The organism is Achromobacter sp. MUI-25009338 (assembly GCF_057359325.1).
This window is the reverse complement of sequence record NZ_CM170627.1, coordinates 3,765,958-3,788,619: the sequence shown is the minus strand read 5'-3', so window position 1 is coordinate 3,788,619 and position 22,662 is coordinate 3,765,958. Positions and strand designations below refer to the sequence as shown.

Below are 22,662 nucleotides of genomic sequence, written 5' to 3'. Positions count from 1 at the left end.
GTGATCCACATGGCCAGATGTTAGGGGCGATGTTCTGGGGCCAGCCCCTGTTCGCAGACGATGTCAGGGGTGAATTCGTCCGGTTGTCCTGAATGAAACCTGGTAAAGAAGAACGCCCGGCGCCTGCCTGAGTACTCAGGCAGGAAGGCCGGGCGCCAACGGATGGTCCGCGCTTGTGGATCATCCGAGGGAAGCGGCCGCGGGCCGCTTCCCGGGTGGGTGCAGCTTAGTGGTCGTTGACGTTCAGCTTCCCCTTCTGGATCAGGTCGTTGATGATGGTCTGGTTGTCCAGGAGCTGGCCGTTGGTGCCATGCATCAGGTCGACGTTCTCGAGCACGATCTTCTGGTCGGGACCCTGGCCGATTTCGCCCTTGGTGTTGATCTCGATCACCGTGTTCTTGGCGTTGTCCGGGTCCTGCTTGAAGTTCAGGTACTGGCTCAGCGTCGACTGCTTTTCGCCGACCAGCAGATCCCTCAGGTCCAGGATGTCGCCGCCGTCGGCGGGCTTGAGGATCGAGAAGTCCTTGATCGTGTCGACAGCCGGCGCGCCGACCGTGCCCTGGTCGTTCAGCTCCCACTTGAACGTGTCGCTGCCTTCTCCGCCGATCAGGGTGTCGTTGCCCTTGCCGCCGTGCAGGACGTCGTTGCCGTCGCCGCCGTACAGCGTGTCGTGCCCGTCCCCGCCGCGCAGCACGTCATTGCCCGCGCCGCCGTAGAGGAAGTCGTCGCCGGTGCCGCCGGTCAGGGTGTCGGCGCCCGACGTGCCATAGGTCACGGCATCGACGCGGATCGTGAGGTCGCTGTCACGGTTGTAGGTGTAGGCGCTGCCATCCTGATCGTGGCCCTGGATCGTGATGTCGATATTCAGGTCCAGCGCGCCGGTAAAGCCGGCGGACGGCTTGAGCGTCAGCGTGTCGAGGTTCCAGCCCTTGACGTCCACCGAGCCGTTGGCGTCCGTGGCCGTGAAGCTGTGGCCCTGGCCGTCGCTCAGCACGAAGCCGGCCAGCAGGTTCTCGACCATGATGCCGACGACATGCTCGCCGCTGGCCAGCGGCAGGTTGGCCGGGTCGACCTGGATCTGCGACAGCTTGATCTCGGCGTTCACCGGGGCTTCGTTGTAGCCGTAGACCTTGTAGTGGCCATAGCCTTCGGTGCCGATCAGGCTGCCGACCTTGAAGCCGGAGTCCTTGGCGGCCAGCTGTTCCTTGGCGGCTTCGAAGCTCGGGAAGAAGGTCAGCGCCTTGCCCGGATCGCTGCTGTTCTCGATCCAGACGTTGAACATGCCCGGGCCGTTCTGGTTATGCAGGAACATATCCAGGGTGTACAGGCCGCTCTCCGTCGGGGTGAAGGTGAAGGTCTTGACCGTGGCATGGTCGCTGCCCCAGCGCAGGTCCACTACCTGGCCGCCCATGTTGCGGTCGCCCAGCACCACGCGCAGGCTGTCGTCGCCCTGGGCGTGCACGGTGTAGGTTTCGCCGGCCTTCAGGTAGATCACGCCGTTGGCGTGGATCGCCGTATTGCCGTTGACGTTGCCCCATTGCGAACGGGCGTCGCCTTGCGGGTCCTTGCCCATCAGGTCCTGGACCTTGTACTGCCCCTCGCCGCTGTAACGGCCAACGAAGCTGGCGTCCCCGTACTTGTGGCCGCGGCCTGGGCCGATGGGGTCCCTTGAGCGGAAGCCGTTGCCGTTCGAGTCGATTTCCATCAACTGCTTGATCAGGGCTTCGAGGTCGTTGGAGTAGGCGCCGTTGCCCTCGGTGCCGCCGCTCTTGTCGAGCTTGGTCAGCACGTCGTTCACTTCCTTGTCGGTCCCCCGCGCTCCGCTCTTGGTCGCCCACACCGTCAGGTTAAGGCCCTCGTTGGTCAGGGTCGGCTGCGGCGTCTTCACCGTCACGTCATCGTCGTGAATGGTCGTGGTCGCCGGGTTCTTGTCCGCCAGAATGCCGCGGTCGAAGGCGTTGCCTCCGGTCACGTTGCCCAGCGAGAGCGACAGGCCCTTGTTGCCCTCGACCGCATGGTCGTTGACCACGCCCACGGTCACGGTGGCGCTGGACTGGCCGCCGCCGATCGTGACGGAGCCGGGCAGGTTGCCGGTGTCCGTATTGCCGGTGGCGTCGCCTTCCCACTGCAGCGCGGCGGTGATGGACTTGCCGTCCGGCACCTTGACTTCGTTGCCGTCCTTGTCGACCAGCATGACGGTGTAGGAGACCGATCCGTCGGCCTCGCTGACGTGGGCCGAGTCGGCCACGACCTTCAGGAAGACGGCCGGCCCGTTGTCGTAGCCATTCAGGTTGATGGTGATATGGCCTTGCTGGCTGTCGCCGTCGGCGTCGGTGACGGTATAGGTGTAGGTCAGCGCCTTGTTGCCGATTTCGAAGTTGTCGTAGGCCGTACGGCTCATTTCGAACGTGTAGTGGCCGTTGGCGTCGATCGTCAGCTTGCCGTACTCGTTCTCGATGACCGTCGAGCCATCGGCCCGGGTGACGCCGCCGGTCCAGGCCACCGAGCCGGCGCCGTCGGCGCCGTACTGCCAGCCTGCGACGCCACCGCCTTCGGTGCTGAACAGGTCGCCTTCGACCTTGGGCAGCGGGTCGGTGGACGATACCGTGGCATACAGTTCGAAGGAGTTGGCCTGGCCTTCCTTGGTGTGGATTTCCGTGACCAGCTTGCCGTTGGCGTCCTTGAAGCCCGGGATGTTCAGCACATAGGTGCGGTCGCCGACCTGGAAGGTCTGCTGCAGCGAGGAGTCGGAGATCCGGACGATGTCGTCATCGCGGGAATCGCCATAGTTGTTCGGCGTTTCCGTATGTTCCAGCGTGATCGTGTGGTTGACGACGTGCTCGACGCCATCGATGGTGACGCGCAGCACCACGTTCAGTTCGACCGACTTCAGCGAATTTCCGGTCATCGGGAAGTTGTTGTGCGTGAACGTGCCGATCTTGAAGGTGGTGTCCAGCAGGTCGGTGGCGTTGCTGCGCAGTCCCTCGTTGTCCACGAAGGCATAGCCGGAGTACTTCGAGCCCCAGTTGGACGGCTTGCCCCAGGTGATTGCGTCGATTCCGGGATCGCTGTCGTTGTTGGTCTGGCTATTCAGCGAGCCGTTGTTTTCCAGCTTCCAGTTGCTGAAGCCGGATTGCAGGCCGCCGACGCCGATTTCGCTGACCGGCACGCCGACGCTGGACGTCGGGTTCGGGTTGTTGGCCGGCATATCGTCTTCGACGTTGACGGTGATCGTGGCGGTGCTGCTGGCGCCCAGCGCGTCGGTCACCTTCACGCCGATGCCGAACGACTGCACGTCCTCGACGCCCTTGTTCGGGTGGTCGACCGGCGCGTCCAGCTTGACGCTGTAGTTGCCCTGGTTGTCGACGGTGACGGTGATCACGGTCTTGCCGTCGACCGTGCCGGTCAGGGTCTGGTTGCCGTCGGCCAGCGTCCAGGTCACGGGCTTGCCGCCCGACACCAGGACGCCGTCGGCCGGAGCCTGCAGGCTGACCGACAGGCCCTGGTTGCCGTTGGCGTCGGAGATCTGCAGCACGCCCGAGTAGGACGTTTCGTTCGACTGGTCGACCGTGCCGTTGGAGTCCTTGATGCCGCCGGCCAGGCCTTCCTCGGAAACCGATACGTGGGCGTCGTGGATCTCGGGAGCGCTGTTCTCCGTGGCGTTGGAGGTCACGGTGAACTCGCCCGTCACCTTGTCGCCGTCGCCATCGGTGCCGGTCACGCCGACGGTGAAGTCCATCGGGCCGGCCGGGATGTTCTCCGTATAGGAACCGGTCGTGAGGAACGACATCTTGACGCCGCCGCCCGCGGTGAACTGGATCGCGTCGAAATGAGACAGCGAGGGGGTGCCGCTTTCCAGCATGTCCTTCGTGATGTGGAGGCTGCCAGTCGAGCCGTTCACGTTCAACGAGAAGGTCCTGGACTCGTTGCCGCTCCAGACCGTGACCTGGACCGTGCCCGATCCCTTGACTTCGGCCACGTTCAGGCTGAAGTCCGACAGCGCCTGCTTGAAGTCCATGCGGAAGCTCTCGCCCGCATCGAAGGAGGTGTTGCCGATGCCGAACGAGTTGCCGCTGCCGAACGAATTGGCGTTGAACGTCTTGCCGCCGCCGGCGGTCAGCGTGGCGTAGCCCAGGTCGTAGCTGGTCTGCGGGTTGTTGGTGATGCTGGAGGCCAGGTCGATCGATTCGGTCGTTCCCGGGCGGGCTTCGTGCTGGGTGACCGTATAGCCGCCGGCCGGATTCACCGTGACCGTGAAAATCTTGCTGCCGTCGGGCGAGAAGATGTCGACCGAGGATTGGCCCAGCGTGCTGGTGGTCCAGCCTTCGGGCAGCTTCCCGATGGAGGAGACGACCAGCGTGGCGCCGACGGAATCGGCGCCGGTATTGAACTCCAGCGTGCCTTGCACCGTGGAGCTGGTGTTGTCCATGGTGGTGTTGGTGATGGTGCCGAACTCGGGGCTGTCATCCTCGATATTGACCGTGATGCTGCCGCCGGAGGTGGTGTGGCCGTCGCTGACCACCACGCCGACACCCAGCTGCAGCACGTCCTCGACCGAATTCGTCGGATGATCCACCTGGCCGGACAGGGTGACCGTGTAGTCGCCCGTGTTCGTCACCGTCATGGTGATGACGGGCTTGCCCAGGTAGTCGGTGCCGACCAGGGTGTGGCCGTCGCCGGACAGGGACCAGACGACCGGCCGTCCTTGCGAGTACAGCGCCGTGTCGGCCGGCTTGACCAGCGTCACGGTATGGGCGTCGCCCGAGTCCACGTCGGCAATGATCAGCTTGCCGGAGTAGGTCGCGGCGTCCGTCGTATCGGCAACGCCCTTGTCGTCCTCCAGGCCGAGCGGCAGTCCCTCTTCGGAGATGCTGAGGATGGCGCTGGTGATCGTGGGCGCGTCGTTGGCGCCGTTGATGCTCAGGCTGAGCGTGGCGCTGGATTCATCGCCATCCGCGTCGGTGATGGTGTAGTCCAGCGTGAAGTCCAGCTTGGTGTTCGCGCCCAGCGCCTGGACGGCCGGCTTGCTGTTGTCCAGCGTGAACCGCCAGGTGCCGTCGTTGTTCAGGGTCAGCGTGCCGTACTGCTCGATCTCGGCGCGCTGCGCGTCGGAGACGTTCCAGGTCACGTCCTTGATGGCGTCGGCGCCCTTGGTGTCGTTGTCCACGACGTTGCCGCCCAGAGTGTTGACGGTGGCGTCTTCGGTGACGCTGCCGCCGTCGTCGTCGTTGGCCGTGGGTTCGGTGTCGATGATCTGGATGACGAGGTCGCCCGTGGTGGTCTTGCCCGCCACGTCGGTGACGGCGACCTGGAACTCGTCACGCACCTTGTCGTCCCCCGCGCTGTGATCGTCGGCGCCGCCCGTCTCCTGGTAGGAGTAGGTGATCTTGCCGGTGGCCGCATCGTAACCGGTGATGGTCAGGATGCCCTTGTCGGTGGTGATAACCACCGGCGTGTTGTTGGCGCCAGTAACGTCCTGGCCGCCGACGGTCACGCCACGGATGCCGGCCTCGGCCGAGACCGTGACGGAGCCGGTGACGATGTCGCCCGTGCCTTCGATCACGCTGTTGTGCGCACCGGTGACGGTGCCGTCGCTGTCCTCGGGGGTGATGACAGGCGGGCCGTCGGTCTGGCCGTTGATCGTGATGGTGATCACGGCCTCGGCGATGTCGCCATCGGCGTCGGTGATCGTGTAGCGGATGGTCTCGGTCAGCGTGTCGCCGTCGTTCAGGGCCTGGACAGCTTCCAGGCCGTTGTTCAACTGATACGACCAGGTGCCGTCGCCGTTGTCGATCAGCGTGCCGTACTTGGCATCTGCCGTGTTGATGACGGTGGTGCTGGCGTCCGCGCCCAACGTGTCGTTGGCCAGCACGTTGCCGGTGATCGGGGCGGTGGCGTCTTCCGTGACGGAAGCGACGTCGTCCTCGGCCTTGGGCTCGGTGTCGATGATCTGGACGACGAGGTCGCCCGTGGTGGTCTTGCCGGCCACGTCGGTGACTGCGACCTGGAACAGGTCGCGCACGGCGTTGTCACCGTCGCTGTGGTCGTCGGCTCCACCCGTCTCCTGGTAGGAGTAGGTGATCTTTCCGGTGGCCGCATCGTAGCCGGTGATGGTCAGGACACCCTTGTCGGTGGTGATGACCACCGGCGTGTTGTTGGCGCCGGTGACGTCCTGGCCGCCGACGGTCACGCCACGGATGCCGGCCTCGGCCGAGACCGTGACGGAACCGGTGACGATGTCGCCCGTGCCTTCGACCACGCTGTTGTGCGCACCGGTGACGGTGCCGTCGCTGTCCTCGGGGGTGATGACAGGCGGACCGTCGGTCTGGCCGTTGATCGTGATGGTGATCACGGCCTCGGCGATGTCGCCATCGGCGTCGGTGATGGTGTAGCGGATGGTCTCGGTCAGCGTGTCGCCATCGTTCAGGGCCTGGACAGCTTCCAGGCCGTTGTTCAGCTGATACGACCAGGTGCCGTCGCCGTTGTCGATCAGCGTGCCGTACTTGGCGTCGGCCGTGTTGATGACGGTGGTGCTGGCATCGGCGCCCAGCGTGTCGTTGGCCAGCACGTTGCCGGTGATCGGGGCGGTGGTGTCTTCCGTGACGGAAGCGACGTCGTCCTCGGCCGTGGGCTCGGTGTCGATGATCTGGATGACGAGGTCGCCCGTGGTGGTCTTGCCGGCCACGTCGGTGACTGCGACCTGGAACAGGTCGCGCACGGCGTTGTCGCCGTCGCTGTGGTCGTCCGCGCCACCCGTCTCCTGGTAGGAGTAGGTGATCTTGCCGGTGGCCGCATCGTAACCGGTGATGGTCAGGATGCCCTTGTCGGTGGTGATGACGACGGGGGTGTTGTTGGCGCCCGTGACGTCCTGGCCGCCGACGGTCACGCCACGGATGCCGGCTTCGGCCGACACAGTGACCGAACCGGTGACGATGTCGCCCGTGCCTTCGATCACGCTGTTGTGCGCACCGGTGACGGTGCCGTCGCTGTCTTCAGGCGTAATGACCGGCGGGCCATCGGTCTGGCCGTTGATGGTGATGGTGATCACCGCCTCGGCGATGTCGCCATCGGCGTCGGTGATGGTGTAGCGGATGGTCTCGGTCAGCGTGTCGCCATCGTTCAGGGCCTGGACAGCTTCCAGGCCGTTGTTCAGCTGATACGACCAGGTGCCGTCGCCGTTGTCGATCAGCGTGCCGTACTTGGCGTCGGCTGTGTTGATGACGGTGGTGCTGGCATCGGCGCCCAACGTGTCGTTGGCCAGCACGTTGCCGGTGATCGGGGCGGTGGCGTCTTCCGTGACGGAAGCAACGTCGTCCTCGGCCTTGGGCTCGGTGTCGATGATCTGGATGACGAGGTTGTTATCACGGCTGACGTTGGCCACGTCGGTGACCACGATTTGGAACTCATCACGCACGCTATCGTTGCCTGCACGGTGATCGTCCGCGCCGCCCGTTTCCTCGTAGGAGTACGTGATCTTGCCGGTGGCGGCATCGTAACCGGTGATGGTCAGGATGCCCTTGTCGGTGGTGATGACCACTGGCGTGGTGTTGGCGCCGGTGACGTCCTGGCCGCCGACGGTCACGCCACGGATGCCGGCCTCGGCCGAGACCGTCACCGAACCGGTGACGATGTCGCCCGTGCCTTCGATCACGCTGTTGTGTGCGCCGGTGACGGTGCCGTCGGTGTCTTCAGGCGTGATGACGGGCGGGCCGTCGGTCTGGCCGTTGATGGTGATGGTGATCACCGCCTCGGCGATGTCGCCATCGGCGTCGGTGATCGTGTAGCGGATGGTCTCGGTCAGCGTATCGCCGTCATTGAGCGCCTGCACAGCCTCCAGGCCGTTGTTCAGCTGATACGACCAGGTGCCGTCGCCGTTGTCGATCAGCGTGCCGTACTTGGCGTCAGCCGTGTTGATGACGGTGGTGCTGGCGTCCGCGCCCAGCGTGTCGTTGGCCAGCACGTTGCCGGTGATCGGGGCGGTGGCATCTTCCGTGACGGAAGCCGTGTCGTCCTCGGCCTTGGGCTCGGTGTCGATGATCTGGATGACGAGGTCGCCGGTGGTGGTCTTGCCTGCCACGTCGGTGACTGCGACCTGGAACAGGTCGCGCACGGCATTGTCGCCGTCGCTGTGGTCGTCCGCGCCACCCGTCTCCTGGTAGGAGTAGGTGATCTTGCCGGTGGCGGCGTCGTAACCGGTGATGGTCAGGATGCCCTTGTCGGTGGTGATGACGACGGGGGTGTTGTTGGCGCCCGTGACGTCCTGGCCACCGACGGTCACGCCGCGGATGCCGGCCTCGGCCGAGACGGTCACCGAACCGGTGACGATGTCGCCGCTGGCTTCGATCACGCTGTTGTGCGCACCGGTGACGGTGCCGTCGCTGTCCTCGGGGGTGATGACAGGCGGGCCGTCGGTCTGGCCGTTGATCGTGATGGTGATCACGGCCTCGGCGATGTCGCCATCGGCGTCGGTGATCGTGTAGCGGATCGTCTCGGTCAGCGTGTCGCCGTCGTTCAGGGCCTGGACGGCTTCCAGGCCGTTGTTCAGCTGATACGACCAGGTGCCGTCGCCGTTGTCGATCAGCGTGCCGTACTTGGCGTCGGCCGTATTGATGACGGTGGTGCTGGCATCGGCGCCCAACGTGTCGTTGGCCAGCACGTTGCCGGTGATCGGGGCAGTGGCGTCTTCCGTGACGGAAGCCGTGTCGTCCTCGGCCTTGGGCTCGGTGTCGATGATCTGGATGACGAGGTCGCCGGTGGTGGTCTTGCCTGCCACGTCGGTGACTGCGACCTGGAACAGGTCGCGCACGGCATTGTCGCCGTCGCTGTGGTCGTCGGCTCCACCCGTCTCCTGGTAGGAGTAGGTGATCTTGCCGGTGGCGGCGTCGTAACCGGTGATGGTCAGGATGCCCTTGTCGGTGGTGATGACGACGGGGGTGTTGTTGGCGCCCGTGACGTCCTGGCCGCCGACGGTCACGCCGCGGATGCCGGCCTCGGCCGAGACGGTCACCGAACCGGTGACGATGTCGCCGCTGGCTTCGATCACGCTGTTGTGCGCGCCGGTGACGGTGCCGTCGCTGTCCTCGGGGGTGATGACCGGCGGGCCGTCGGTCTGGCCGTTGATCGTGATGGTGATCACGGCCTCGGCGATGTCCCCATCGGCGTCGGTGATGGTGTAGCGGATGGTCTCGGTCAGCGTATCGCCATCGTTCAGGGCCTGGACAGCCTCCAGGCCGTTGTTCAACTGATACGACCAGGTGCCGTCGCCGTTGTCGATCAGCGTGCCGTACTTGGCATCTGCCGTGTTGATGACGGTGGTGCTGGCATCGGCGCCCAGCGTGTCGTTGGCCAGCACGTTGCCGGTGATCGGGGCGGTGGCGTCTTCCGTGACGGAAGCCGTGTCGTCCTCGGCCTTGGGCTCGGTGTCGATGATCTGGATGACGAGGTCGCCCGTGGTGGTCTTGCCGGCCACGTCGGTGACTGCGACCTGGAACAGGTCGCGCACGGCGTTGTCGCCGTCGCTGTGGTCGTCGGCTCCACCGGTCTCCTGGTAGGAGTAGGTGATCTTGCCGGTGGCCGCATCGTAACCGGTGATGGTCAGGATGCCCTTGTCGGTGGTGATGACCACCGGCGTGGTGTTGGCGCCGGTGACGTCCTGGCCGCCGACGGTGACGCCACGGATGCCGGCTTCGGCCGACACCGTGACGGAACCGGTGACGATGTCGCCCGTGCCTTCGATCACGCTGTTGTGCGCACCGGTGACGGTGCCGTCGCTGTCCTCGGGGGTGATGACAGGCGGGCCGTCGGTCTGGCCGTTGATCGTGATGGTGATCACCGCCTCGGCGATGTCGCCATCGGCGTCGGTGATCGTGTAGCGGATGGTCTCGGTCAGCGTATCGCCGTCATTGAGCGCCTGCACAGCCTCCAGGCCGTTGTTCAGCTGATACGACCAGGTGCCGTCGCCGTTGTCGATCAGCGTGCCGTACTTGGCGTCAGCCGTGTTGATGACGGTGGTGCTGGCGTCCGCGCCCAGCGTGTCGTTGGCCAGCACGTTGCCGGTGATCGGGGCGGTGGTGTCTTCCGTGACGGAAGCGACGTCGTCCTCGGCCGTAGGCTCGGTGTCGATGATCTGGATGACGAGATCGCCGGTGGTGGTCTTGCCTGCCACGTCGGTGACTGCGACCTGGAACAGGTCGCGCACGGCGTTGTCGCCGTCGCTGTGGTCGTCCGCGCCACCGGTCTCCTGGTAGGAGTAGGTGATCTTGCCGGTGGCCGCATCGTAACCGGTGATGGTCAGGATGCCCTTGTCGGTGGTGATGACCACCGGCGTGGTGTTGGCGCCGGTGACGTCCTGGCCGCCCACGGTGACGCCACGGATGCCGGCCTCGGCCGAGACCGTGACGGAGCCGGTGACGATGTCGCCCGTGCCTTCGATAACGCTGTTGTGTGCGCCGGTGACGGTGCCGTCGCTGTCCTCGGGCGTGATGACAGGCGGGCCGTCGGTCTGGCCGTTGATCGTGATGGTGATCACCGCCTCGGCGATGTCGCCATCGGCGTCGGTGATCGTGTAGCGGATCGTCTCGGTCAGCGTGTCGCCATCGTTCAGGGCCTGGACAGCTTCCAGGCCGTTGTTCAACTGATACGACCAGGTGCCGTCGCCGTTGTCGATCAGCGTGCCGTACTTGGCATCCGCCGTGTTGATGACGGTGGTGCTGGCATCGGCGCCCAGCGTGTCGTTGGCCAGCACGTTGCCGGTGATCGGGGCGGTGGTGTCTTCCGTGACGGAAGCGACGTCGTCCTCGGCCTTGGGCTCGGTGTCGATGATCTGGATGACGAGGTCGTTGCTGTTGCTGACGCCCGCAAGGTCGGTGACGACCACCGGGAAGCTGTCGCGCACGGCGTTGTCGCCGCCGCTGTGGTCGTCCGCGCCGCCCGTTTCCTGGTAGGAGTAGGTGATCTTGCCGGTGGCGGCATCGTAGCCGGTGATGGTCAGGATGCCCTTGTCGGTGGTGATGACCACCGGCGTGTTGTTGGCGCCGGTGACGTCCTGGCCGCCCACAGTGACGCCACGGATGCCGGCCTCGGCCGAGACCGTGACGGAGCCGGTGACGATGTCGCCGCTGGCTTCGATCACACTGTTGTGCGCGCCGGTGACCGTGCCGTCGGTGTCCTCGGGGGTGATGACGGGCGGGGCGTCGGTCTGGCCGGTGACCGTGACGGTCAGCGTGGCGGTGGTCGTGGCGCCGTCCGCGTCGACGACCGTGTAGGTGATCGAGGTGGTGGCGGTCTGCTGGTCGTTCAGGTACTGGAAGTCGCTGCCCGGGTTGAACGAGTACGAGCCGTCGGCGTTCAGCGTGAAGGTGCCGCCGTGCGAGCCGGCCACGGGCTGGCCGACGCTGGCGTCGTTGTTGTTGACCTGCGAGACCTTGATGGTGTCGCCGTCGGGATCGCTATCGTTGGCCAGCACGCCATTGCTGGCGTCGACGGTGAGCGAGGTTTCTTCGTCGGTCGTGTTCTGGTCGTCGACGGCCTTGGGCGCGGGGTTCTTGATGTCCCATTCGAAGGTCTGGCTGATCTTGGCGCCGGATGCGTCGGTCGCGGTGACGACGATCGTGTAGACGCCGTTGTTGCCGCCCTGCGAGGCCGAGGAGTCGATCTTGCCGGAGATGAGGCCGGTGACGGGGTCCAACGCCAGGCCCGGCGGCAGGCCGGTGGCGGTGTAAGTGAGGGTGTCGCCCTGGTCCACGTCCTGGAACTGCTTGGCGATGTCGACCGGGGTGATGACGTCGCTGTCGTTGTTGCTCAGGTCGCCCAGGATGACGTCCGGCGTGAGGATCGGGGCGTCGTTGCTGCCGGTGACCGTGACGGTCAGCGTGGCGGTGGTCGTGGCGCCGTCCGCGTCGACGACCGTGTAGGTGATCGAGGTGGTGGCGGTCTGCTGGTCGTTCAGGTACTGGAAGTCGCTGCCCGGGTTGAACGAGTACGAGCCGTCGGCGTTCAGCGTGAAGGTGCCGCCGTGCGAGCCGGCCACGGGCTGGCCGACGCTGGCGTCGTTGTTGTTGACCTGCGAGACCTTGATGGTGTCGCCGTCGGGATCGCTATCGTTGGCCAGCACGCCATTGCTGGCGTCGACGGTGAGCGAGGTTTCTTCGTCGGTCGTGTTCTGGTCGTCGACGGCCTTGGGCGCGGGGTTCTTGATGTCCCATTCGAAGGTCTGGCTGATCTTGGCGCCGGATGCGTCGGTCGCGGTGACGACGATCGTGTAGACGCCGTTGTTGCCGCCCTGCGAGGCCGAGGAGTCGATCTTGCCGGAGATGAGGCCGGTGACGGGGTCCAACGCCAGGCCCGGCGGCAGGCCGGTGGCGGTGTAAGTGAGGGTGTCGCCCTGGTCCACGTCCTGGAACTGCTTGGCGATGTCGACCGGGGTGATGACGTCGCTGTCGTTGTTGCTCAGGTCGCCCAGAATGACGTCCGGCGTGAGGATCGGGGCGTCGTTGCTGCCGGTGACCGTGATGACCAGCGTGGCCTTGTCCGTGGCGCCCTGGGCGTCGGTCACGGTGTAGGTGATGGAGGTGGTCGCCGTCTGGCCGTCGCCCAGGCGCTGGAAGTCCGCGCCCGGATTGAAGGTGTAGGTGCCGTCGGCGTTCAGCGTGAAGGTGCCGCCGTTGGAGCCGGCCACGGGCTGGCCCACGCCGGCTTCCTTGCCGTTGACCTGCGAGACCGAGAGCGCGTCGCCGTCCGGATCGCGGTCGTTGCCGAGCACGCCTTCGGTGCGGTGGTCGACGACCAGGACGGTGTCTTCCTGGGTGCGGCCGGCGTCATCGAGGGCGATCGGTTCGGGGTTGCCGATGGTCCAGACGAAGGTCTGCGAGACCGAGGCGCCCGATTTGTCGGTGGCGGTCACGGTGATCAGGTACTCGCCCTTGACGCCGGTGTTGGTGTGGTCGGAGGCCCAGTTGGCCAGCGTGCCGGAGAAGGTGCCGGTGGCGGTGTCGAAGGTGAGGCCGCCGGGCACGTGGTCGACGGAGTAGGTCAGCGCGTCGCCATTGTCGATATCGCTGAAATAGCCGGACAGGTCATAGCTGACCGTGTCGCCGTCCATGTTGTCGCGGTTGTCCAGCGCGATCGCCACGGGCGCATCGTTGGTGCCGGTGATCTCGACCGTCAGGGTGGCCGTGCTGGTGCCGCCTTCGCCGTCCGAAACCAGGTAGGTGATGGAGCTGCTGGTTTTCTCGCCGGCCGCCAGGTTCTGGAAGTCCGCGCCGGGGTTGAAGGTGTACGAGCCGTCGGCGTTCAGCGTGAACGTGCCGCCGCCCGAGCCGGTGACGACGCTGCCCACGCCGGCGGCGCTGCCGTTGACTTCGGTGACGGTCAGCGTGTCGCCGTCCGGGTCGTTGTCGTTGGACAGCACGCCGTTCGCGGCGTCGACGCTCAGGGTGGTGTCTTCGTCGGTCTGGCCGGCGTCATCCAGGGCGGTGGGCGCGGGGTTGGTCACGTCCCAGTCGAAGGACTGCGAGGTGGTGGCGCCGGAGGGGTCGGTGGCGGTCACGGTGACCGTGTAGACGCCGTTGTTGCCGCCCTGCGAGGCCGAGTGGTCGATGGTGCCGGTGATCACGCCCGTGTTGGGATCGATGCTCAGTCCGGGCGGCAGGCCGTTGGCGGTGTAGGTCAGCTTGTCGCTGGTGTCCGGGTCGGAGAAGTAGCCGGAGACGTCGTAGCTCACGCCGGTCTGGGCGTCGACGCCGCTGGTGCCGGAGATGGCGGTCGACACCGGGCCTTCGTTGCTGCCGGTGATCGTGATGACCACGTTGGCGGTGGAGGTGGCGCCGCTGGGGTCCGTGATGACGTACGAAATCGTGGTGGTGGTGGTTTCGCCTTCGGCCAGGTGGGTGTAGTTGCCGCCCGGGTTGAAGACGTAGCTGCCGTCGGGCTGGATGATGAAGGTGCCGCCGTTGCTGCCGTTGACGGTGATGCCGCCCGGGGTCATGGGACGGCCGCTGATCGAGACGATGGCCAGCGGGTCGCCGTCGGGATCGGAGTCGTTGAGCAGCAGGTTGCCGCGCACCAGGCTGTCCTGGCCGCCGCGGCCGGCGTCGTCGAGCGCGTTGGGCGCGTTATTGACGGTGGTGGGGGTGACGGTCGCTTCTTCGTCGTCGCCGCGCGAGCCCAGGCCCGACAGGCGGGGCAGCACGTCGTTGGCGCGGGCCGGATTGGGGTAGGCCAGGTCCAGCGGAGAGGTGGTTTCGAGGATGCGGGCCAGGCGCACGAAGCTGCTGCCGCCGTTATCGCCGCCGCCGGCCACCACGGCCGCGGTGGGATCGAGTTCGTCGAACGGGTCGCGGCCGTCGCGCAGGGCGGCCAGCAGGCGGTCGGAATCGGTGCCGCTGGGCGGGGCCACCGCGGCTTCCGAGGGATCGGCCAGCGGGCCGCCCATGTCGCCGTTCATCGCCACTTCGCGGCCTTCGCCGATCACGATCGGCATGCCGTCGCCCACCTGAAGCGAAACCGTGGCGCCCGAGGCCGTGACGACCTCGCTGCCGGCGGGCACTTTGCTGCCCTGATGCAGTTCGGTCAGGGAACCGTCGCTATTGCGTATCCAGGCGCGACCGGTGATTTCGTTGACGACTGCAGGGGTAGTGTTGGCCATGTTGGTTCCGTTTCAGGGAGTTATCCAAGATGACCAGATACTAGGTCGCGCCGGCGGCGCGGGATATTGTCCTCAAGGACAGTATCAGGAGGCGATTTTGGCGGCGCTGTCGGCGGGGGTGGAAATGCCGTGGACCAGCAGGGCGAGCTGCAGGCGGTCGGTGACGCCCAGCTTCTCGAAAACGGCCGACAGGTGGGCCTTGACCGTGCGTTCGGTAATGCCCAGGGTCTCGGCGATGGGCGCGTTGGCATGGCCGTTGGCGGCGTAGCGCGCCACCGTCATTTCGCGTTCGGTCAAGAGGCCACCGTCCCACGAGGGCGCGCCCTGGGTGCGTTCGGCCACCAGCTTGAGCAGCCGGGACACCAGGGACCTGCCCATCCAGATGCCGCCGGAGGCCACCACCTCCAGCGCCTGCGACAGGGCCGCCGCCGGCGCATAGCTGTGGCAATAGCCGTGGGCGCCCGCGCCCAGGGCTTGTGTGCCTTCTTCGTCGTTGGGGCTGGGGCTGGCCACGACGACGCGCATTTCCGCCAGGGCGGCGGTCCAGCTGGGGTCCTGCCAGGAGGGAAGCCGGGGCAGGCCGGTATCCAGCACCGCCAGCGTGCGGCCCTGCTCGCGCCAGCGCTGCAGGTCGGCAAGGCCGCGCCCGCGGGCGGCCATCCAGCGCGCCGGGTCCAGCGCGCGCCAGTGTTGCCACAACAGGTCGTCGTGCGTAATCAACAGGACAGGAACGGGTTTCATAAAGCCTTGCAGTCCTCCGTCAACGTTCGGTGAAGGCATTCGCCTTGGCGCGCAATATCGGCTTGAGCAGGTATTGCAGCACCGTGCGCTTGCCGGTCAGGATATGGACCTCCGCCACCATCCCGGGGATGATGGGCAACAGCTTCTCGCCCACGGTGCTGCGGTCCGTGCGGACGCGCACCACGTAGTAGGAATTGCCTTTCTCGTCGGTAACGGTGTCCGCGCCGATCTGCTCGACCTTGCCTTCCAGGCCGCCGTAGATGGCGAAGTCGTAGGCGGTGAACTTCACTTCGGCCTTCTGGTCGGCGTGCAGGAAGCCGATGTCGCGCGGCAGGATGCGCACTTCGAGCAGCAGGGTGTCGTCCTTGGGCACGATCTCGATGATGTCCTTGCCCGGCTGCACCACGCCGCCGACGGTGTTGTTGAACAGCGTCTTGACGGTGCCGCGCACCGGGGCGCGGACTTCGGCCAGCTTGACCCGGTCGACCAGCGCCAGCTTGCCTTCGCGCAGCGTCGACAGCTTGGTGTTGGTTTCGGACAGCTCGCTGCGGGCCTGGTTGCGGATATTGAGCTCGGCTTCCTGGATCTTGCTTTCGGCTTCCTTGATCGAGGCCTGGAAACGGTCGATCTGCGCTTCGGCGCCTTTCTGTTCGCCGCAATAGCGCGCCACGTCGCGCTGCAGGCGCAGCAGGTCGACCTCGGAGACGGCGCCGCTCTTGAGCAGCGGGCGGGTCACCTGCAGTTCGCGCGAGGTCAGGCCACAGCTGGCGGCGGCCTGGTCGCGCTTGGCGATGGTTTCGCGCAGGTCTTCCTGGCGCTGATTGAGCTGTTCGCGGGCGACGTTGACGGTGGCGTTCAGTTCGCTGGTGCGGGCCTGCCACGCATTGCGTTCCATTTCGACCAGCCCTGGCGCCTGCGCCAGTACCTCTTCGGGCGCGACGAAGGGCTCGCCCGTGGCCAGCGCCTTCAGGCGCGCCGACTTGGCCAGCAGCGACAGGTATTCGGCGTTGTTCTCGCCCAGCGACGAGGCGAAGCGGGTGGAGTCGATCCTGAGCAGGACTTCGCCGGCCTCGACCTCCTGACCGGGGCGCACCAGGATTTCCTCGACGATGCCGCCGTCCAGGCTCTGGATGATCTGCACCTGGCGCGACGGCACGACCTTGCCTTCGCCGCGGACGACCTCGTCGATGCTGCCCACGGCGGCCCAGAACAGCAGGCCGCCGGTGGCCAGCAGGCTGACCCACAGCAGGATGCGCGAGCCGCGCGCCTGGGATTCGTGGATGACCCATTCCGCATTGCCGACGTAGTCGGAGCGGTGCTGCGGCTTGTTCCGGTCGGCGCCGTCGAGCAGGCGGTCGAAAAAGAACATGAAGACGCCGCGCAGCTTGCGCCACAGGGTTCCAAACAGGCCGTGCCTGGTTTCGGCTGGGTTGTTCAGCATGCTTGCCTCAGCTTCCGCGTCCGACGCGTCCTTGACGCAGGGCTTCGACCACTTGCTCCTTGGGACCGTCGGCCACGATGTGGCCGTTGTCGATCACGATGAGCCGGTCGACCAGGTCCAGCAAGGCGGTGCGGTGCGTGACCAGCAGGATGGTCTTGGTTTCGCTGGCTTCTCCCAGGCGCTTGCGCAGCTGGGCTTCGCTCTGGTGGTCCATGTTGCTGCTGGGCTCGTCCAGCAGCAGGATGGGCGGATCGTTGATCAGGGCGCGGGCCACGGCCACCGACTGGCGCTGGCCGCCGGACAGGGACTCGCCGCGTTCGCCGATCAGCATGTCGAAGCCATTGGGATGGAGGTTGGCGAAATCCGTGACGCCGGCCAGGTTGGCGGCCGCGAGGATGCTGGCGTCGTCGGCGTAGGGCGCGCCCATGGCCAGGTTGTGCTTGAGGCTGCCGTAGAAAAGCAGCGGGTCCTGGGGCACGTGGCCGATGGCCCGGCGCACGTCGGCCGGATCGATCTGGCGCACGTCGATGCCGTCGAGCAGCACCGCGCCCTCGGTGGGCTCATACAGCGCCAGGGCCAGTTTTTCCAGCGTGGTCTTGCCCGAGCCGATGCGGCCGATGACGCCGACCTTTTCGCCCGGCTTGAGCTTGAACGAGACCTTCTTCAGCGCCGGCTGCGCCGCGCCCGGATAGGTGAAGCTGACGTCGCGGAATTCCAGCCCGCCGTGGAACACGGGGCGGTGCAGGAATTCGGCATTGGCGGGGCGTTCGACCGGCAGCTTCATGTAGTTGTCGATCGAACCCAGCGACGTGCGCGCGTTCTGGTACTGCATGAGCAGGCCGGCGACCTGCCCCAGCGGCGCCAGGCAGCGGCCCGCGATCATGGACGCGGCGATGATGCCGCCCATGGAGATGGCGGACTCCTGCGCCTGGTAGACGCCGATGATCACGACCGAGATCGACACCATCTGCTGCACGGCCTGCACGAAACCGACCGTGGACGAGGAGATCAGCTTGAGCTTGCCGCCGGTCTGGGCGATGAATTCGGTGGCGCGTTCCCAGTTGCGCTGGATCGCGCCCTGGGCGTTGAGCGTCTTGACGGCCTCCAGGCCGGTCAGCGCTTCGACCAGGGTGGCGTTGCGCTGCGAGGCGGCCTGGAACGACGACATGGTCAGCGCTTCCATGCGCGCCTGCGCCGCCAGCGACACCAGCAGGATCAGCACGATGGCGACCAGCGGCGGCAGCACCATCCAGGGCGAGATCCAGGCCAGCGCCAGCAGGAACAGCAGGATGAAGGGCAGGTCCACCAGGGTGGTGATGGTGGCCGAGGCGATGAAATCGCGGATGGACTCGAACGAGCGCAGGTTGGCGGCGAAGGAGCCGACCGACACCGGCCTGCCTTCCAGCCGCAGGTCCAGCACCCGTTCCATGATCTGGGCCGACAGGCGCACGTCGACCCGCTTGCTGGCGCTGTCGACCACGTGCGAGCGGGCGGTGCCCAGGATCATGTTGAAGATCACGACCAGCGTGATGCCGATGGCCAGCACCCAGAGGGTTTCGATGGCGTTGTTGGGCACGACGCGGTCATAGACGTTCATCGTGAACAACGGCATGGCCATCGCGAAGATGTTGATCAGCAGCGCCGCGACCAGCGCGTCGCGGTACAGGCGCCGGTTCTCCATGATGGCGGCCCAGAACCAATGGCGCTCGCGCACCTTGGCGACTTCGGGCGCGCGCGCGTCGAAGCGGAACTGCGGCCGCACGAAGCACACCAGGCCGGTGTATTGCGCCGCCAGTTCCGTGGCGCTCATTTCCATGGAGCTGCCGCCCAGCTCGGGATGGCTGACCACGTACTTGTCGCCGTCCGTCTTCAGCAGCAGACAGGCGCGCTCGCCATGCAGCAGCAGGATGGCGGGCAGCAGGTCCTGGGAAATGCTTTCGAGCGGGCGCTTGACCACGCGCGCCGACATCTGCGCGCGCGCGGCGGCGCGCGGCAGCAGGGCGGGGGTCAGCCGGTGTTCTTCCAGCGGCAGGCCCGAAGACAGCGCCTGGGCCGTGGCCGTCACCCCGTGCAGCCGGGTGATTTCCACCAGACAGTCCAGCAGGGGATCGTCATGCGCGGCGCGGGCGTCCGCGCGCCACTCCCGGGCGGCCAGTTCAGATAACTTGTCCATCTTCGTCATCCAGCAGGTCGAGGTGTTCCGAGAGTCGCGCGCGCTGCTGCTTGCGCTGGGTGAGTTTCTGTTGCGCCTGTATCGGCAGGTCCGTCATACGCAAGGTGCCATTGGCGATCAGCGCGTCGATCAGGTCTTCCAGGACGCGGACGAAGTCCGCGTCCAATTGCGAGAAGTCTTTGCCCTGTTTCGGCATGGGGTCTCCTTGCGCCAACGGGCGCTCAGGGTTTGGCGCTGGGCGAGCTCATGGGAATGAGCGTGGGCGGCAGCGCGCCTTCGTTGTATTTCACATGCACGGGAGCCAGGCGGGCGGTGTCGGGAACCGTCGAGTTGCACAGCTTGATCACTTCGTCGGACACCACCAGCTTGCCGTTTTCCTCGGGCATTTCGTTGCGTGCGGGCTGCAGCGCCAGGGCGGGCAGCAGCGCGTGCGACAGCGCCAGCCAGCGGTACTGAGCGAGCTGCAGATCATACAAGGCGTTGGTCAGCGCGCGGCGCGATTCGAAGAGTTCGTTCTCGGTGTCCAGCAGGTCCAGCAGCGAGCGCTGGCCGATCTGGAATTGCTGGCGATAGGCCTCGCGCACCTTGGTGGTGGCGACTTCGTGATCGCGCAGGAACGGCAGCTTCTGGTTCAGGCTGACGATGTTGTTCCAGGCCACGGCCAGGTCCTGCTGCACGTTGCGGCAGGTGTAGTCGCGGATGTCGCGCGCGGCGTAGGACTGCGCGGCGGTCTGGCGCACCCGGGCCGAATCGGCGCCGCCGCGGTACAGGTTGTAGCTCATGACGAGCTGGACGCTGGAGTTCTGGATGTCGCGGTTCTGGGGCGTCGGATCGTTCTGGTCGCGGCCGGTGGCGGCCACGAATTCGAACTTGGGCGAGAACGCGCCCTTGGACGAGGCGACGCCGGCTTCGGCGGCCTGCAGGCCGGCCTGCTTGGACAGGAAGCTGGGGTTGCGGCGCAGCGACTCGTTGAAGTCGGCGGGCTTGGCCGGCAGCTTGCCGCTGATGTCGGGCGGCGGCTGCATGGATTCCGGGGGCAGGGCGCCGGTCACGCGCTGGAAGCGCTGCTGCACGTCCAGCAGGTTGGCGGTCTCGGTCATCAGGTTGGTCTGCGCCAGCGCCAGGCGGCCGCCGGCCTGTTCCAGGTCGACGCGGCGGCCCACGCCCGATTCGGTGCGCTCGTTGATCTGCTTGAGCGTTTCCTCGTGCAGGGAATAGTTCTGGCGGGCCAGCAGTTCCATGTCGCGGTAACGCTGCAGGTCGACATAGGCCTGCACGGCGGAAAACGCCGTCGTGTCGCTGGTGGCCAGCAGGTCGTAGAACTTCGCCAGTTTGTCGAAGCCCGCCTGCTTGACGTCATTGCTGGTGCGGAAGCCGTCGAAAATCAATTGCCGCAACTCGACGCTGTAGCCCGGCCGGCTCCAGTTCTGCGAACCCACGCCCGGCACGTTGTTGCGGTACTCGCGACCCACGTAGCCTTGCGCGTTGACCTGCGGGAAAAACGCCGCGCGCGCGACGTTCTGGCCTTCCAGCGAGGCCTGGAAATCATGGTACTTGGCCTGGATTTCCGGGTTGCTGAGCAGGGTCTGCTCGACGATCTGGTTCATCGTGACCGCGGGCTGCGACGCAGCCGGAGCGGATGACTGTGCAAATGCCGCAGGACCGAATGCCAGGGCAAGGGCCGAAGCCGTGCTTTTGAGCAAAAACGAAGCCATAGTGATTATTCGCGAGTCGAGTTGAGGATTAGATGGCCGCCATATTGTGTGGAAATGTCAGTTTTGACGAGTCAATATTTGTTAATAGTTGACGAACTTTTCCAGGCGCTCCATTGAGCTTCTCCGCGTATCATCCATTAATTCAGGCTAACTTGCACGATCTTTGCTCAGTAAGGTCTTGATATGCGGGTTTAATTCAAATTTAAGTCGGTTTATTTCTCTTTATTTCGTAAAAGAAGCAACCGCGGCCACGAATAATTATATCGGTTTGATAATTTTGTATCTGTTTATCGGTCCGGTTTTACATGTGAGGTTATTTGCAACAACAATGGCCGCTGATATGAAACACACAGCAGAAGGCGTTGCGCGCCCAGCATGGTAGTGCTGGTACTGGTATATCAGGTGTGGTTGTACTAGGTTCCGGGCGTGGGCATAATTCCTCCATGCCGCAGCGGCCGGTGCGGGAGCGAATTGCTCACACCGTGCGAGGCCCGAGTCGGACTGTCTACCAGCAGAGCGCATCCATGGCCCAAACCCTTTACGACAAACTCTGGGACGCCCACGTCGTCCATCAGGAATCAGACGGCACCTGTCTGCTCTATATCGATCGCCACCTGGTGCACGAAGTCACCAGCCCGCAGGCGTTCGAGGGGCTGGCCCTGGCCGGCCGCAAGCCGTGGCGCACCGGCGCCAACCTGGCGGTGGCGGACCACAACGTGCCCACCCTGAACCGCGCCCAGGGCATCGACGACCCGATTTCGCGCCTGCAGGTGGATACGCTGGACGCCAACTGCGAAAAATACGGCATTACCGAATTCCGCATGAATGACCTGCGTCAAGGTATCGTGCACGTGATCGGCCCGGAGCAGGGCGCGACGCTGCCCGGCATGACGGTGGTCTGTGGCGACTCGCACACCAGCACGCACGGCGCGCTGGGTGCGCTGGCCTTCGGCATCGGCACGTCCGAGGTCGAGCACGTGCTGGCCACCCAGACGCTGCTCATGAAGAAAGCCAAGAGCATGCTCATCAAGGTCGAAGGCGAACTGCCCTTCGGCTGCACCGCCAAGGACGTGGTGCTGCACATCATCGGCCGGATCGGCACGGCCGGCGGCACCGGCTATGCCATCGAGTTCGCCGGCAGCACCATCCGCGGCCTGTCCGTGGAAGGCCGCATGACCATCTGCAACATGGCCATCGAGGCCGGCGCCCGGTCGGGCATGGTCGCGGTCGACGACAAGACCATCGAGTATTTCCGCGGCCGTCCCTTCGCGCCCACCGGCGTGCTGTGGGACCAGGCGGTCGCCTACTGGCGCACGCTGCATACGGACGAAGGCGCCAAGTTCGACTCCGTCGTCGAGGTCGACGCGCGCGACATCACGCCGCAGGTCACCTGGGGCACGTCGCCCGAAATGGTGCTGCCGGTGGATTCCCGCGTGCCGGACCCGGACCGCGAGAAGGACGAAGGACGCCGCAGCGGCATGGAGCGCGCGCTGCAGTACATGGGCCTCAAGCCCAACACGCCGCTCACCGACATCCGCATCGACCGCGTCTTCATCGGCTCGTGCACCAACTCCCGCATCGAAGACCTGCGCGCCGCCGCCGCCGTGGCCCGCGGCAAGCACGTGGCTTCCAATGTGCGCCAGGCCATGGTCGTGCCGGGCTCGGGCCTGGTCAAGCAGCAGGCCGAACGCGAAGGGCTGGACAAGATCTTCATCGAAGCCGGTTTCGAATGGCGCGAGCCGGGCTGCTCCATGTGCCTGGCCATGAACGCCGACCGCCTCGAACCGGGCGAACGCTGCGCCTCCACCTCGAACCGCAACTTCGAAGGCCGGCAGGGGCAGGGCGGGCGCACCCACCTGGTGAGCCCGGCCATGGCCGCCGCCGCCGCGGTGGCCGGCCATTTCGTCGACGTCCGCACCTTCCGTTAAGCGCCACGCACCGAGACCGA

7 protein-coding genes are annotated in these 22,662 nt (G+C 65.9%); 1 reads left to right on the top strand and 6 read right to left on the bottom strand.

The features are described 5' to 3' along the window. Positions 1-226 precede the first annotated feature (226 nt). The 6 genes from AC1IQ6_RS18065 to AC1IQ6_RS18040 form a co-directional block, all read right to left on the bottom strand. Positions 227-14,644, bottom strand: a complete 14,418-nt coding sequence (locus AC1IQ6_RS18065) for a retention module-containing protein (protein WP_485865104.1) — start codon at positions 14,642-14,644, stop codon at positions 227-229. 84 nt (positions 14,645-14,728) lie between these two features. After that, positions 14,729-15,385 (bottom strand): response regulator transcription factor, encoded by a 657-nt coding sequence (locus AC1IQ6_RS18060; RefSeq protein ID WP_102771675.1) that lies wholly within the window; start codon positions 15,383-15,385, stop codon positions 14,729-14,731. A 19-nt stretch (positions 15,386-15,404) separates the two neighbouring features. Next, positions 15,405-16,826, bottom strand: a complete 1,422-nt coding sequence (locus AC1IQ6_RS18055; protein WP_102771674.1) for an HlyD family type I secretion periplasmic adaptor subunit — start codon at positions 16,824-16,826, stop codon at positions 15,405-15,407. 7 nt (positions 16,827-16,833) lie between these two features. After that, on the bottom strand, positions 16,834-18,999 hold the full coding sequence (locus AC1IQ6_RS18050; protein ID WP_479730100.1) for a type I secretion system permease/ATPase: 2,166 nt from the start codon (positions 18,997-18,999) through the stop codon (positions 16,834-16,836). Beyond that, positions 18,983-19,195: a hypothetical protein gene (locus tag AC1IQ6_RS18045; RefSeq protein WP_043542665.1), complete on the bottom strand. Its 213-nt coding sequence runs from the start codon at positions 19,193-19,195 to the stop codon at positions 18,983-18,985. The genes AC1IQ6_RS18050 and AC1IQ6_RS18045 overlap by 17 nt, the downstream gene beginning before the upstream one ends. 25 nt (positions 19,196-19,220) lie before the next feature. Further along, positions 19,221-20,714: a TolC family outer membrane protein gene (locus AC1IQ6_RS18040; RefSeq protein ID WP_111825508.1), complete on the bottom strand. Its 1,494-nt coding sequence runs from the start codon at positions 20,712-20,714 to the stop codon at positions 19,221-19,223. Between the two features lie 524 nt (positions 20,715-21,238). On the opposite strand from AC1IQ6_RS18040, the gene leuC reads away from it, so the two are divergent. Next, positions 21,239-22,642, top strand: coding sequence for a 3-isopropylmalate dehydratase large subunit (gene leuC, locus AC1IQ6_RS18035; protein WP_102771672.1), 1,404 nt, complete (start codon positions 21,239-21,241; stop codon positions 22,640-22,642). Positions 22,643-22,662 lie beyond the last annotated feature (20 nt).